Origin of the sequence: Lysinibacillus sp. FJAT-14222 (genome assembly GCF_001278875.1) — a bacterium.
Taxonomy (GTDB): Bacteria; Bacillota; Bacilli; order Bacillales_A; family Planococcaceae; genus Lysinibacillus; species Lysinibacillus agricola.
Map to the genome: position 1 here is coordinate 43,608 of NZ_LIYL01000014.1, position 13,595 is coordinate 57,202.

Below are 13,595 nucleotides of genomic sequence, written 5' to 3' on the forward strand. Positions count from 1 at the left end.
ATGAATAGAGCAAGCTATTTAAAAAAGCTACGGGGGAAATTACAACGTCTTCCAGCGCATGAGGTTGATGCTGCGCTTGCCTATTATGAGGAATATTTCGATGAAGCAGGAGAGGAAAACGAACAGCAGGTTATTCAACAGTTAGGCTCCCCTTCTCATGTTGCATCACAAATAATGGCGGACTCTGCATTAAAAGATTTAGAAGCAACCTCGACTTCGACTAAGAAGAATGTGACTGCTATTTGGCTCATCATTCTAGCAATATTATCTGCCCCACTTTCATTACCATTACTCGCAGTTGCTATAGCACTTATCTTTTCTTTTGGTGCAGTCATTTTCAGCTTTATCATTGCGATTATAGCAATTGTACTTAGTATCTTCTTCGGTGGAATTGTTGCACTTATTTCAGGCTTCTTCATTTTAACTCAGCATTGGCCAACAGCGTTACTCTTTATGGGTGTTGGCTTTATTGTAACAGGTTTGGGCATTCTGCTTTTCCCAATCGTTGCTCGTTTTATCAAAAAAATCGTTGTTGTTTGTGTTGAAGCATTAGGTAAACTATTCCATAAAATAATGAAGAAACGTAAGGAGGGATACTAATGACGTCTCGCCATACACATATCGCTATGACTATGATTGCTTTCGGCATACTGTTAGCCCTAGTTGGTTATTTCTCTGGTGGAAAATGGAGCTTTGTGTTAAATGATGAAGGCATTCAATTGCCAGAGAACAATAAACTAGTAAACAATTCCTATAAACTAGATGATTTCACTAATCTCAATATTTACAATCACTATGGAGATGTTGAAATTGTTACTAGTGATCGTTATGCATTAGAAACAAATGTTGTTAAAGATGGTGATGTGACGTACAGTATTAAAGATAATACATTAACTGTTGAAACAAAGGTTAAGAAGAAGAATGGTTTTCAATTCGGGTTTGGTAGCTTTAGAACTCCTTCTATTAAAATCTATGTTCCATCAGATGTAAAATTGAAAACCGTTGTCCTTGATAGTAATTTTGGGGATACAACCATTCGTGGCCTGAATTATCAGCGGTTAAATTTAATTGAAGATTTCGGAGATATACTATTTAAAAACACTACTGGTGATAAAACAGAGATTTCACAATCGTTTGGTGATATGAAGCTACAGCAATTTTCAAGTAATGGCTTCATTGCCGAAAGTGAACATGGTGATATTAACATTGATGGAACATTAAATGGTCAATCCACTATTACGTCTGACTTTGGAGATGCTACACTTCATTTACAAAATAAAAAAAGTGAACTTGGCTTTGAATTAGAAACTGACTTCGGGGATCTTACAGTCGATAACAAGGATCAAAACAGCAAAGTATCGCAATCTTACAACGGTGATAACCAACTAAAAGTAACACTTTCATATGGTGACTTACAGTTAAGGTTTAAATAAAGAAGGCTATAAAAATCATCTATTTATTATGATGATGTTAAGGCAGAATCACACTGTGATTCTGCCTTTATGATATGATGCCATATTAAAAAAGTATGGCTCTTGGCAAAACGAGGGGTTGATTTCCGTTCTGACTGGGCGCTTTGCCGCTGACGCTTCGCTTTCGCGCAGATAAAACATTTGTTGCTGTCGCTTCGCTTTCGCACAGATAAAACATTTGCCGCTGACGCTTCGCTTTCGCGCAGAGTAGAGCTTCCTGGGGGCGTCCGATGATCCCGAGGAGTCGCCCAGCCTCCACTCTGCCTTTTTAGTTTATATGATTCAGTTCTTCCCTCTGAATATTAGTAAGAATTTTCCGTTTATTGCACAATGATTCTGTACCCATATTTTAGAAATATAAATTAAATTCGAGCAGATGGATAGGAATTTTCATCAGAGCAATCGGTTCTTGTAAGTTAAGGCAGAATCTGAGGTGAATCAGGTCAGTTACGGCGTCAGCTTAGTCATAAAATACAATTTTTGAGGTGATCAATATGAAAATTAGAAAAGCAAATATTCAAGATGCTCAAGGTATAGGAAAAGTACATGTTGATAGTTGGCGAACAACATATAAAGGCATTCTTCCAGATGATTTTTTGAATAATTTATCTTACGAGCAGCGAACAGAGCTTTGGAAGAAGAATATTTCAGATGCTACGAATTATGTACTGGTGGCGGAAAATGAACAAGATGAAATAATCGGTTTTGCAACTGGTGGCACACGAAAAACTAATTCAGTACCGAATGCAATTGATTTAACTTCTATATATCTTTTAGAAGAATATCATGGAAAGGGTATCGGTAAACAACTACTCAAAGAAATATTCACTTATTTTAAACAAAAAGGATACGAAAAAGTATTTGTCTAAGTATTAGCAGAAAATAAAACACGTAATTTCTATGAATATTATGGAGCACAATATATCAATAACATCGAAATTAAAATTGGCGGAAAAATAGTAGAAGAGCTTATTTATGTATGGAATGATATTGATAAGGTTAAAGAAAAAATAAAGTAGAGAACTATTTAGATAATGGGGGGCTTGTAATGAAAACTATAGCGGGAACAATCTCTTTATCTGTTTCTTTTACTTTATTCATTTATTTGTTCGGACTAAAAATGGAGCATTCAGTTAAATATGACTCTGGATTCTTTTTTCTTCCAATAATTTTACTAATACTTTCTCTTGTTTTCTTTAGACAAGACTACAAACGAGAAAAAAATTAAAAATTTACGGAGCTAAATGTATTTCGAAAAATACGAAAGAACGTATATTTTCGGATTCGAAAATATACGTTCTTGTAAGAGTATGCTTGTCATTTATGTTACTATAAAATTTTTATATCTCCAGCATAAATTGTTCGGACAGTGCCATCATCCTCTGTTAGCTGTAGTACACCTTCATCGGTAATCCCACTGGCAATGCCTTCAAAGCGACCGCGTAAAGTTGTTACTTCAATACGTTGTCCAATGGTACATGACATTTGTTCCCATAGCATTTTAATGCTAGCAAAGCCCTCCTTCACGTATAATTCCGTGAATTGTTCTAAGTATTGTAAAATTGATGCGACAAGGGCAGCACGATTAATTTCCTCACCCGCTTCTAAACGTAAAGATGTCGCAATATCAGCAATTTCTGGTGAGAAATCTGAGTCGACTTGGTTTGCATTAATACCTATGCCTACTAGCAATGCTTGTACACGGTCCGCTTCAGCCTGCATTTCTGTTAATATACCAGTACATTTCTTACCTTTAACGAGTAAATCATTTGGCCATTTAATGGCTGGCTCAACATGTTTATATAATGTTTTAATAGCCATTGTAACCGCAACTGCTACGACAAGCGTATACGATGAAGCTTGCTGAGGAGTAACATCCGGTCTAACAATAATGGTCATCCAAATACCTGTACCATTTGCAGATTCCCACGGACGCGCCATACGACCACGACCAGCAGTTTGCTCTTCCCCGATTATGATGGTGCCATGCGGAGCGCCTTCCTGTGCAAGCTTATGGGCAATTGTTTGTGTTGAATCTACAACATCAAAATAATGAATTTCACGTCCAAAGCGTTCCGTATTTAAAAACAGTTCAATTTGTGTTGGACTTAAGCTATTTGGCACGCCAGTCAGCACATAGCCTTTTTTCTTTACAGTTTCAAATGTATAGCCTTCCTCCTGCAGTGTTTGCATATGTTTCCATACAGCTGTACGTGATACTCCAAGAGAATCTGCTAGCTCCTGACCTGAAACCGCTTCACCATTAGCAGCTAATATTCTTTTTAAAATTTCATCCTTCATGGAAATACTCATGCTAATCAATCCTTTATTAAACTCTGCTATATTTTTATTTGCTTACATAATATTGATTCAATTGTATTTATCATACTGTAAATTATGACAATTGACCACAATCTATCATCAAATATCTTTTAGCTATTCGTTATTCGTTATTTTTAACTATCGTTGGATCACCGTCATAACGAGTGGTTGATTTCCGTTCCGGTTGGGCGCTTTGTTGTTGCTGTCGCTACGCTTTCGCACAGAGAAAAGCTTCCTGGGGGCGTCCGATAAGCCGCTTGGGCCAAAAGGATGTTGGTCACGAAGACGTTATCACAGGACGTGATGCTCTTAGCCTTCGTTCCTCTATCGCTGATCCCCAAGGAGTCACCCAGCCGGAACGAAGGTCAACTTATACACATGGTAAGCGTTTAAACAAATGTCATCTCCAACTTTTGGTGATAAGCAAAAAAATTATAGAAACAAAAAATAGAGCTTAAATTAATAATAAGGAGCCGTCTCATTCATTTTTTGAGACCGGCTCCTCATTTAAAAATCGATGTTTATCATTCTTTTTTGAAATAATAGTGTTCTATCCAATTCTTTATCTGTTGTCGGTCATTTTCAAGCTTGCCATTCACAACTGCTTCAAGCATCGCCTGCAACGCTTCTTTTACCCAAGGTCCACCTTTTTGTCCAGACCATTTTATTAAATCTGTACCGTTTACAATGAGCTCTCGCTTGTGTCTAATGGGAAGCTTCGTCTGTATTTCATGAATACTTTGCTGTGGCATTTGAACGTCAAGCTGTCTCAGCTCCGCAAAATAACAAGCTGCCTCAAGTTCCTGTTGTGCATACAAAAAGTAATCCATATTCGTCCAGCCATTTTTTAATGCTTTTAAAGCTTCTAACACAGCTTTTACAAACGCCATCTCTTTATTCGATAAACGATAGCTACCTAGAACCTCTCGCCAATGATCGCCCTGTAGCAATGCAAAATATGCCCAGCCTAATAGCTTGTCCTGAGCGTTAAACTCATACCAGTAATTAGCTTGAAAATTACCATTCAAATAATTCCCTAAGCTACTTTCTTCAAGCTCTCTTATGCCATTAAAAACAGCTTTCCCTATCCATAGCTTATCGAGCTCTGCTTTTATGCGTTCTTTTGCAATCCAAGAAATATCAGCAGCTTTGTTCCGCATTGCTTGTAAGGTCTCTGATTCAATCTCAAAACCAAGCTGTGCTGAAAAACGCACAGCCCGAAGCATTCGTAAAGCATCTTCTGTAAAACGGATCTGTGCATCACCAACAGCTCGAATTATACCAGCCTCAATATCTTGGCGTCCTCCGTAAAAATCAACAAAAGAGCCATCACGACGCATAGCTATGGCATTCATTGTAAAGTCTCGGCGTTGTAAGTCTTCTTTCAATGAACGTACAAATTGCACTTCCTCGGGTCTACGGTGATCCGTATATTCTCCATCTGTGCGATATGTCGTTACCTCCACAGGTCCAGCTGGCACGATAACAAGTACCGTCCCATGCTGAATTCCTACATCAACCGTGTTATTAAAAATAGACTTTACTTCTTCTGGCATGGCAATAGTTGCAACATCTACATCGTGGGCAGGTCGACCGAGGATTGTATCTCGTACCGCACCACCAACGACCACTGCCTCAAAGCCAGCGTTTTCTAGTTGTTCAATAACTGAATAGGCTGCTTGCCATTCTTTATTGTTTTGCATGATTTCTTTCAGCAACCTTTTCGTACAATTTTTCATATTGCTCTACAATTTTAGATGAGTGGAATTTTTCATCAACAGCACGGATAGCTGCTTCTCGGAAACGTTGTAATTTCTCTTCATCATGCAATAGGTTCACTGCATATTCTGCCACTGCGTCCGTATCACCTAATTCCACTAAATAGCCATCTACACCATGCTCAATGACTTCTGGAATACCGCCTACAGCCGATCCAATACAAGGTACACCACAAGCCATTGCTTCAAGTAAGACAAGCCCGAATGATTCCTGCTGTGAAAGCAATAATTTAAGGTCACCTATGGCATATAATTCAGCCAAGTTTTCTTGTTTGCCTAAAAATAGAACATCCTTCATGTAGGGACTTTCCTTTACTTGATCCATTACACGATGCTTTTCTGGACCATCTCCTACAAGCAACAATTTTGCCTTCATGTTTGCACGAATCTTCATAAAAGAATCAACAATATCTGGAAGATTCTTAATTTTACGGAAGTTAGATACGTGAATAATGACTTTTTCATCTTCTTGAATCCCAAATTGTTCTTTTAAGTTCCCTGAATTGCGCGGGAAGTATTCACGTTCATCAACAAAGTTGTAAATCGTGTCAATTGGTTTTACCGTATCAATAAGCTCGTAGGTTTGTTGCTTTAATGCATCTGACACTGTTGTAACGATATCCGATTTGTTAATGCCATACTTAATTGCCTGTGAAAGGGTGGAATCTTGCCCAAGCACTGAAATATCTGTACCATGTAGCGTTGTGACAATCCCAACGTCACGACCACTCATTTCACGTGCTAAAACAGCACAGACAGCATGTGGTATTGCATAATGTACATGAAGCACATCTAGTTCTTCATCCTTAATCACGTCCGCCATTTTACTCGCTAATGCTATATCATATGGCGAATATTGAAATACTGAATAATTATTAACTTCTACTTCATGGAAAAAGACGGTTGGATAAATTTTATTCAATCGAAATGGTACGCTTGAGGTGATGAAATGAATTTCGTGTCCTCTCTCTGCTAGCATTTTTCCTAATTCTGTTGCAATAACACCAGAGCCTCCAACTGTTGGATAACAGGTAATGCCGATTTTTAGCTTTTTCATTCGATTATCATCCTTTCTAAATCACGTCTTTTTTAGTTTCGTCTTTCTTGAATCAGTCTCCAATCCACAAAGCCCTCTTGTAGGCCTTTTAGTAATATTTCTGCAGTTCCCATATTTGTGGCCAGTGGCACTTGATAAACATCACAAAGACGAATAAGTGCAGAAACATCTGGCTCATGTGGTTGTGCTGTTAAAGGATCACGGAAAAAAATGACCATGTCCATATCATTATTGGCAATCATTGCGCCAATTTGTTGGTCTCCACCTAGTGGACCTGAGCGAAAACGTGTTATCTCTAAGCCTGTAGCTTCAATAACACGTTGCCCTGTTGTACCTGTAGCATACAGCTTGTGCTCATTTAAAATATTTCGGTAAGCAATAGCAAACTGTACTAAATTATCTTTTTTACGATCATGTGCAATTAATGCGATTTTCATAAAGTTCCATCCCAATCTTTAGATGATGTTTTCTAAACCATATACAAGTTGATCCATTTTCATAACCTCTTCTACGCAGAATGCTACACCAGACATAAAAGAATTACGATTTAATGAATCGTGACGAATTGTTAATAGCTGCCCATCCCCACCAAATAACACTTGCTGGTGTGCCACTAAACCAGGTAAGCGAACAGAGTGAATGCGCATGCCATCAAATTCTGCCCCTCTTGCACCCTCAATTGTTTCCTTTTCCTCTGGATGTCCTTGAATTTTTGATGTTCGCACCTCTTGAATCAATTGTGCCGTTTTAACTGCTGTTCCAGATGGCGCGTCTAGCTTTTGATCGTGGTGCATTTCAATGATTTCAACATCAGGTAAATATTTTGCCGCTTCTTTGGCAAATTTCATCATCAGGATTGCTCCAATCGCAAAGTTTGGTGCAATAATACAGCCTAGCTCTTTTTCTTTAGCCATTGCTGATAATTCGTCTAGTTGTGCATCTGTAAATCCTGTTGTACCAATTACAGGTCGAACATTTAAATTTAAGGCTTCTTTAGTATGATTGTAAACTGCATGCGGGTTTGTTAAATCCACTAATACGTCTGGCGCAGTTGCCTCTACAAGTTCATGCATATCTGTAAAAATCGGTGCCGTATAACTTGCTGGAAACATTTCTAAATCAGCTAATGTTTTTCCTACTTCCTTATAATCTAGTACAGCTACTAATTCCATTTTGTCATGTTTCATAACTGTATGTACAGCTTCAGCCCCCATTTTTCCTCTAGGTCCTGCTATTGCTACACGAATCGACATCATTCTTCATCCTTTCTAGTCCAGCGACCCTTATCTCTTGTTTCAAATTTATGTATGACGCGTAAAAGTGCTTCATCCAATTTAATACCTTGTGCATTTGCAAAGCAAACTAAAACAAAGAAAAAGTCACCTAATTCTTCTTCAATACTATTCGCTTCCTCTGTACTCTTTTTCTTTTTTTGCCCGTAGACGTCCTGCACCTCGCGAGACAATTCTCCAAGCTCCTCTGTTAAACGTGCCAGCAACTCGAATGGTGGGAAATAGCCTTCTTTAAATTGCCCAATATAATCATCAACACGCTGCTGTAAAGCTTGCATTGTTACTTGTTCAGTCATCGAAATCACACTCCTACTTACCATCGTATAAAATTTACACCATTGTTGTCAAAAACAATAAAATGTCAGATAATAGATAGCACTACTTCATTTGTTTGGAACTCCAGGAGGTCATATGCTAAAACAGATCAAAATCCGCAATATCATTGCAATAATGCTCGGAGCAGCAATTTTTAGCTTTGGATTCGTCCACTTCAACATGCAAAATCAACTTGGTGAAGGTGGATTAAGTGGGATTACTCTCATACTTTATTTTACACTAGGCTGGGACCCTGCTTTAATGAATTTACTATTAAACATTCCAATGTTTATTATTGGTTATCGTTTACTTGGGAAAAAATCATTTATTTATACGCTTGTCGGAACTTTATCTGTTTCAGTTTTCCTTAAAGTTTTCCAAAAGTATCAATTTACCATTCATTTAGAGGACGATCTGTTACTTGTTGCTCTTTTTGCTGGGATTTTTGTTGGACTTGGGCTCGGTATCGTCTTTCGCTTCGGTGGTACAACTGGTGGTGTAGATATTTTGGCTCGCCTTGGGCATAAATATTTTGGCTGGAGTATGGGCAAAACGATGTTCATCTTTGACGCTATTGTCATTATCCTATCATGGCTAACGTTTTTAGATGCACGCTCTATGATGTATACCCTCGTTGCGGTATTTGTTGGCGCGCGTGTCATTGATTTTGTTCAAGAAGGAGCATATGCAGCACGTGGAGCACTTATTATATCTGAAAAATCTAGTGCCATTGCTGAGATGATTGCATTACGAATGGAACGCGGTATTACTATACTAGAAGGTCATGGCCATTTTACAAAGCAACCAAAAGAAGTGATTTATTGTGTCATTGGCCGCAATGAGGTTGTGCGCTTGAAATCTATTGTTCATGAGGTTGATCCACACGCTTTTGTATCTATAATAGAAGTCCGAGATGTTGCGGGAGAAGGATTCACGCTTGACGATCAAAAACAACCGCTGCATTAAAAATAAATACTAACAGTCGTTTTGCTCTCCTCAAATAAAAAAAGTTGATTACCACCTTACTTTTTCGTTGGAGGTGAGCATTTTCTAAATGTTAAATTGTAAAACCATAGTTCAGCGGATTAAAAAACTTGCTATAGTGAAATACCACTACAACAAGTTTTTTTTTAGTCGTCACTTCGCATATTTGTAAAGATTAACACTAAACGTAGTAATTCTAATACAGCTACTGCTGCTGCGGCAACATATGTTAATGCTGCGGCACTTAACACTTTACGTGCTGGACGCTCTTCTTCATTTGTAATAATTCCTAGAGAATTCATTTGCACTAACGCACGCTTTGATGCATCAAATTCTACTGGTAATGTTACTAATTGGAAAACCACACCAGCTGCTAATAATACGATACCTAAAAGTAAAAATTTTGGATTAGTTGCAAAAATACCAATCATTACAAATATCCAAGACATATTTGATGAAATATTTGCAACTGGAACTAGCTTACTACGTAATGTCAGCATTGAATAAGCTTCTTTATGCTGAATGGCATGGCCAACCTCGTGGGCAGCAACTGCAGCACCTGCAATACTTGCCTCATAGAAGTTACTTTCCGATAAAGCAACTGTTTTTGTTGCCGGATTATAGTGATCAGACAACACACCTTGCGTAGGAACAACTCGTACATCATATAAGCCGTTCGCATCTAAAATCGCACGCGCTACCTCTGCACCTGTTTGTCCCTTCATAGTACGTTCTTTTGCAAACTTATTATACGTGCCCTTTACTTTCATTTGTGCATAAAGTGGCAATAGCATAATAATTGCAAAATAAACAATATACATGCTTGTTGACAATTTTCAAACCCCTTTCTACCTCGATACTATAATTCTATAATCAATTACCTAATTCGGCAAATATTTGCGCCACCTAATTGAGAAGATGGCTAGAAAAATGCATGCTACTGATAACCAAAAAGTAAAATAACCAATATAGCTTGTATAATCTGCCAAATCACGGTACATTGGCATTTGTCCAAATACATAATCAATCACATCATTATGCAGTGTCCATACCGCTGCTACGGCAATATGCCAATATTTAAATACATATTTACCGAGATAAAGGATTGCTTGTACAGCCATCGCAAAATGTGAGCCCACAAGCATCCAGCCTTGCCAGCCAATAGATCCAGTTTCAAACAGTGTCCAAATATTCATAACATCAGCCCATAATCCATACTTCACTAGTGTGACAAGTGCTAGCACTTCCATCAGCGGCCAACTTTTGCCCATAATCCAAGCTAACAATACAAAACAAAAGAATAAGCTGGCTGTCGGACTATCCGGCACAAATATATAAAAAATTGGTTCCGTGACGGCAAGCTGTCCTCCATACCAATAATAACCGTAAATCGTTCCAAATAGATTGATAATAAGTAATAGTATTAAAAATGATTTATGTGTAAGGAGATACCAGATGTTTGCACGTGTAATTTGCATGATTTAAACTCCTTTATCTTCCGTCTTTACTAAGATGCCTTTTTCAACTGTTATTATGTATCAATAGTTTTTAATTTGCCACATTCTTTCTATTAATGAATATTAGCAGTGTTTTTTTGCTCATAACCATAATGCCGGGTTGATTTCCGTTCCGACTAGGCACTTTGTTGCTGTGCGAAAGCGTAGCGACAGCAACAAATGTTTTCTGCGCGAAAGCATAGCGTCAGCACAGGACGTGATGCTTTTAGCCCTCATTCCTCCGCCTGCTCGCTCCATGGTCTCATCTGTGACGCTGATCTCCAAGAAGTCGCCCAGTCTTCACTCCAATCAACTTATATATATAGCTTATGTATTAACCAATGTCATCCCTAAATGTTGGAGTATTACACACTATGTAGCACTACATAAATTCCGGTGAGTCCCCAGCCTCCTCGGTTTGTTCACACAAACACTGTTGGGTCTTGACTAGCCATTTTTTCGGCAGGAGTGACCGAGCATTTGCCTGTAACTTAAATAGTATGTATATCCTAATAAATATTATCAGGCGTGTTGATTAGGAAAAAAATAGGTTTATTATTGAGCGATAAAAGGATTTTTTCGTTACTATTTTGCTATTATATTTCCATTTTAACTGATTTCCGCTACGGGCTACTCTACTCCCGCAGGAAAGTGAGTAGCCCGTAGCGGAAATCAGCCTCTTCGAATTAATTCGAATGTATAAAATGGTTAATCAACACACCTGAAATATTATAGAAGTATTTTGCGGGAACTTTTTTGAAGCTGTAACAGTCACATTATTATAAGGTAGAAAAAAAGAGCCAGTTTCCTGACTCTTTTAAACTAGGCTTATTCTTTAGCCTTTAAGCTCGCAATAAATTCAGCTAATTGCTTCGCTTCTTCATCTGTACCTTGGAATTGACCACCTGGCATATTGCCGCGACCATTATGGATAATATCTTCAACTTCTTCAGCTGTTAGCTCGTTACCAAGTAATTTCGGAGCAGCTGGACCACCATTTAAGTCAGCGGCATGACAGCCGATACAAGTTTTAGCTTGTTCACCAGTGTCACCGTTCCAAATTGCAAATCCTGGAAGTGATTCATCAATATCAACATCAACTTCTTCTACGATTGCACCCATTGCTTTTTGAGCTTCCCAGTCATGGTTAACAACTGACTCCCATGTTAAGTAGAACATAGCAGCTAAAGTTAATAACATAAACGCTGTTGGTAACGGACGTTTAGATGGACGGCGTTCTGGACCTTTGTCTAAAAATGGCATTAATAATAGCGCCCCAAATGCAAGACCTGGAATTACAATTGCTCCAATAACATTGTATGGACCAGAAGCATATGAGTATTTTAATAATTGGTACATGAATAAGAAGTACCAGTCCGGTAACGGCACGTAAGCTCTTGTTGGATCAGCCGGCCCTTCAAGTGGTGATGGATGAGCAACTGTTAATAATAAATAAGCAATTAAAAATACAGCACCAACCATCCATTCTTTAAGTAAGAAGTTCGGCCAGAAAGCTTCCGTCTTACCTGGATATTCGGAATAATCCTTTGGAACGTTCGGCATTTTGTGATTCGCTTTAATACGAGAATCACCAACAAATTTCATTCCTTTTCCGCGATGCATTATGTCCCCTCCTTTAAAAAATCATCGAACCGTCAAGAACTATTACAACGGCCCTGAAATTCCTTGACGACGAATCATGATAAAGTGTGCTGCAAGTAACCCAAACAATACTGCAGGTAAGAAGAATACATGAATCGCAAAGAATCGTGTTAGCGTTTGAGCTCCAAGAATAGTTGAGTCTCCCGCTAATAAGATTTTAATCAGCTCACCGATAAACGGTACTGATGCAGCAATTTCGATACCTACTTTTGTAGCGAATAATGCTTTCATATCCCATGGTAATAAGTATCCTGTAAAACCAAGACCCATCATTACACCAAAAATACCTACACCAACCATCCAGTTTAATTCACGAGGTTTCTTATACGAACCCGTAAAGAATACACGAAGTGTATGTAAGAACATCATTACGATTACTAATGAAGCCCCCCAGTGGTGCATACCGCGTACGATTTCACCGAATGCTACTTCGTTTTGTAAATAATAAACTGATTTCCATGCATTCACTACATCTGGTACATAGTACATTGTTAAGAACATACCAGATAGTATTTGAATTACTGTGATGAAGAAAGTTAATCCTCCGAAACAGTAAACGAATGCTGAGAAATGATGTGCAGGGTTTACGTGCTCTGGCACTTCGTGGTCGGCAATATCACGCCAAATCGGTGTAATATCTAAACGTTCATCGACCCAATCATAAATTTTATTTAGCACTGTTTTGTACCCCCTTACTTAACTAGAGTATTTGCTTTAGTTGGACCAAGCCATAAGAAACCGTTTTTTTCTTGTACTTCATATTCATCCAACGGACCTGTAGGTGGTGTACCTGGAACGTTTTTACCGTTTTTCTCGTAACGTCCAGCGTGACAAGGACAGAAGAATTGATTCGGATGTGATGAATCTTCTTCCCAGCCAACCATACATCCTAAATGCTTACAAACAGGAGATAATGCAACTATTTGATCGCCTTCTTTGAAAACCCATGCTACGTTTGTTACATCTGATTTGTACCATGCGTCAACTTGTTCAAATTTTAAGTCAACTTTAACAGGTTTATCAGTAATATCAGCGATTTTATGCTCTGTCTGTACAAAATCCCCACCACCATGCTTTTGTAGTACTGGGTCTATTGCAAAACGAACCATCGGCATCAGCATACCTGCCGCCATAAAGCCACCTACACCAGTTAATGTATAGCTTAGGAATTGACGACGTGAAACTCGATTATTACTCATTTTTTTCCCCCCTCTAAC

At 38.4% G+C, this 13,595-nt stretch carries 17 protein-coding genes; 4 read left to right on the forward strand and 13 right to left on the reverse strand.

Features of this window, described 5'->3' with window-relative positions; all coding sequences use genetic code 11:
• Both AN161_RS06465 and AN161_RS06470 read left to right on the forward strand, forming a co-directional pair.
• Entirely contained in the window at positions 1-600 is a 600-nt protein-coding gene (locus AN161_RS06465; protein WP_053593546.1) for a DUF1700 domain-containing protein, read from the forward strand.
• Positions 600-1,433 (forward strand): DUF4097 family beta strand repeat-containing protein, encoded by an 834-nt coding sequence (locus AN161_RS06470; RefSeq protein ID WP_053593547.1) that lies wholly within the window; start codon positions 600-602, stop codon positions 1,431-1,433. The genes AN161_RS06465 and AN161_RS06470 overlap by 1 nt, the downstream gene beginning before the upstream one ends.
• A gap of 85 nt (positions 1,434-1,518) precedes the next feature.
• On the opposite strand, the gene AN161_RS28640 is transcribed toward AN161_RS06470, so the two are convergent.
• The gene (locus AN161_RS28640; protein ID WP_143114650.1) at positions 1,519-1,731 is read right to left on the reverse strand and encodes a hypothetical protein; all 213 of its coding nucleotides are present in this window, start codon (positions 1,729-1,731) and stop codon (positions 1,519-1,521) included.
• Positions 1,732-1,966: 235 nt separating this feature from the next.
• Between AN161_RS28640 and AN161_RS06475 the strand changes: the two genes are divergently transcribed.
• On the forward strand, positions 1,967-2,341 hold the full coding sequence (locus tag AN161_RS06475; protein WP_343069260.1) for a GNAT family N-acetyltransferase: 375 nt from the start codon (positions 1,967-1,969) through the stop codon (positions 2,339-2,341).
• 460 nt (positions 2,342-2,801) lie between these two features.
• Here AN161_RS06475 and AN161_RS06485 read toward each other — a convergent pair whose 3' ends face one another.
• From AN161_RS06485 to AN161_RS06515, 7 genes are all read right to left on the reverse strand, one after another.
• Positions 2,802-3,785, reverse strand: coding sequence for a biotin--[acetyl-CoA-carboxylase] ligase (locus tag AN161_RS06485; RefSeq protein WP_053593549.1), 984 nt, complete (start codon positions 3,783-3,785; stop codon positions 2,802-2,804).
• A gap of 164 nt (positions 3,786-3,949) precedes the next feature.
• Positions 3,950-4,075, reverse strand: coding sequence for a hypothetical protein (locus AN161_RS30955; protein WP_277815925.1), 126 nt, complete (start codon positions 4,073-4,075; stop codon positions 3,950-3,952).
• Between the two features lie 243 nt (positions 4,076-4,318).
• A complete protein-coding gene (locus AN161_RS06495) occupies positions 4,319-5,497 on the reverse strand; it encodes a CCA tRNA nucleotidyltransferase (RefSeq protein WP_053593551.1) in 1,179 nt (392 codons plus the stop codon).
• Positions 5,484-6,629: an N-acetyl-alpha-D-glucosaminyl L-malate synthase BshA gene (gene bshA / locus AN161_RS06500; RefSeq protein WP_053593552.1), complete on the reverse strand. Its 1,146-nt coding sequence runs from the start codon at positions 6,627-6,629 to the stop codon at positions 5,484-5,486. The genes AN161_RS06495 and bshA overlap by 14 nt, the downstream gene beginning before the upstream one ends.
• 32 nt (positions 6,630-6,661) lie before the next feature.
• Positions 6,662-7,066: a methylglyoxal synthase gene (mgsA, locus tag AN161_RS06505; protein ID WP_053593553.1), complete on the reverse strand. Its 405-nt coding sequence runs from the start codon at positions 7,064-7,066 to the stop codon at positions 6,662-6,664.
• A gap of 18 nt (positions 7,067-7,084) precedes the next feature.
• A complete protein-coding gene (gene dapB / locus AN161_RS06510) occupies positions 7,085-7,882 on the reverse strand; it encodes a 4-hydroxy-tetrahydrodipicolinate reductase (protein ID WP_053593554.1) in 798 nt (265 codons plus the stop codon).
• Positions 7,882-8,217, reverse strand: coding sequence for a nucleotide pyrophosphohydrolase (locus tag AN161_RS06515; protein WP_053593555.1), 336 nt, complete (start codon positions 8,215-8,217; stop codon positions 7,882-7,884). Before AN161_RS06515 ends, dapB begins: the two co-directional genes overlap by 1 nt.
• A 115-nt stretch (positions 8,218-8,332) precedes the next feature.
• Between AN161_RS06515 and AN161_RS06520 the strand changes: the two genes are divergently transcribed.
• Entirely contained in the window at positions 8,333-9,202 is an 870-nt protein-coding gene (locus AN161_RS06520; protein WP_053593556.1) for a YitT family protein, read from the forward strand.
• A 164-nt stretch (positions 9,203-9,366) separates the two neighbouring features.
• Here AN161_RS06520 and AN161_RS06525 read toward each other — a convergent pair whose 3' ends face one another.
• From AN161_RS06525 to AN161_RS06545, 5 genes are all read right to left on the reverse strand, one after another.
• Positions 9,367-10,041: a zinc metallopeptidase gene (locus tag AN161_RS06525; protein ID WP_053593597.1), complete on the reverse strand. Its 675-nt coding sequence runs from the start codon at positions 10,039-10,041 to the stop codon at positions 9,367-9,369.
• Positions 10,042-10,101: 60 nt separating this feature from the next.
• On the reverse strand, positions 10,102-10,698 hold the full coding sequence (locus AN161_RS06530) for a DUF1405 domain-containing protein (RefSeq protein ID WP_053593557.1): 597 nt from the start codon (positions 10,696-10,698) through the stop codon (positions 10,102-10,104).
• Positions 10,699-11,544: 846 nt separating this feature from the next.
• Positions 11,545-12,339, reverse strand: coding sequence for a menaquinol-cytochrome c reductase cytochrome b/c subunit (locus AN161_RS06535; RefSeq protein ID WP_053593558.1), 795 nt, complete (start codon positions 12,337-12,339; stop codon positions 11,545-11,547).
• A 42-nt stretch (positions 12,340-12,381) separates the two neighbouring features.
• Positions 12,382-13,056, reverse strand: a complete 675-nt coding sequence (qcrB, locus tag AN161_RS06540; protein ID WP_053593559.1) for a menaquinol-cytochrome c reductase cytochrome b subunit — start codon at positions 13,054-13,056, stop codon at positions 12,382-12,384.
• A 14-nt stretch (positions 13,057-13,070) separates the two neighbouring features.
• A complete protein-coding gene (locus AN161_RS06545; protein ID WP_053593560.1) occupies positions 13,071-13,577 on the reverse strand; it encodes a ubiquinol-cytochrome c reductase iron-sulfur subunit in 507 nt (168 codons plus the stop codon).
• Positions 13,578-13,595 lie beyond the last annotated feature (18 nt).

Excerpts from the sequence above, each read along its gene's own strand:
- bshA (WP_053593552.1), bottom strand. The coding sequence starts at position 6,629 with ATGAAAAAGCTAAAAATCGGCATTACCTGTTATCCAACAGTTGGAGGC.
- AN161_RS06535 (WP_053593558.1), bottom strand. The coding sequence starts at position 12,339 with ATGCATCGCGGAAAAGGAATGAAATTTGTTGGTGATTCTCGTATTAAA.
- mgsA (WP_053593553.1), bottom strand. The coding sequence starts at position 7,066 with ATGAAAATCGCATTAATTGCACATGATCGTAAAAAAGATAATTTAGTA.
- AN161_RS06520 (WP_053593556.1), top strand. The coding sequence starts at position 8,333 with ATGCTAAAACAGATCAAAATCCGCAATATCATTGCAATAATGCTCGGA.
- AN161_RS06545 (WP_053593560.1), bottom strand. The coding sequence starts at position 13,577 with ATGAGTAATAATCGAGTTTCACGTCGTCAATTCCTAAGCTATACATTA.
- AN161_RS06515 (WP_053593555.1), bottom strand. The coding sequence starts at position 8,217 with ATGACTGAACAAGTAACAATGCAAGCTTTACAGCAGCGTGTTGATGAT.
- AN161_RS06475 (WP_343069260.1), top strand. The coding sequence starts at position 1,967 with ATGAAAATTAGAAAAGCAAATATTCAAGATGCTCAAGGTATAGGAAAA.
- AN161_RS06470 (WP_053593547.1), top strand. The coding sequence starts at position 600 with ATGACGTCTCGCCATACACATATCGCTATGACTATGATTGCTTTCGGC.
- AN161_RS06525 (WP_053593597.1), bottom strand. The coding sequence starts at position 10,041 with ATGTATATTGTTTATTTTGCAATTATTATGCTATTGCCACTTTATGCA.
- AN161_RS06530 (WP_053593557.1), bottom strand. The coding sequence starts at position 10,698 with ATGCAAATTACACGTGCAAACATCTGGTATCTCCTTACACATAAATCA.
- AN161_RS06485 (WP_053593549.1), bottom strand. The coding sequence starts at position 3,785 with ATGAGTATTTCCATGAAGGATGAAATTTTAAAAAGAATATTAGCTGCT.
- AN161_RS06495 (WP_053593551.1), bottom strand. The coding sequence starts at position 5,497 with ATGCAAAACAATAAAGAATGGCAAGCAGCCTATTCAGTTATTGAACAA.
- AN161_RS06465 (WP_053593546.1), top strand. The coding sequence starts at position 1 with ATGAATAGAGCAAGCTATTTAAAAAAGCTACGGGGGAAATTACAACGT.
- dapB (WP_053593554.1), bottom strand. The coding sequence starts at position 7,882 with ATGTCGATTCGTGTAGCAATAGCAGGACCTAGAGGAAAAATGGGGGCT.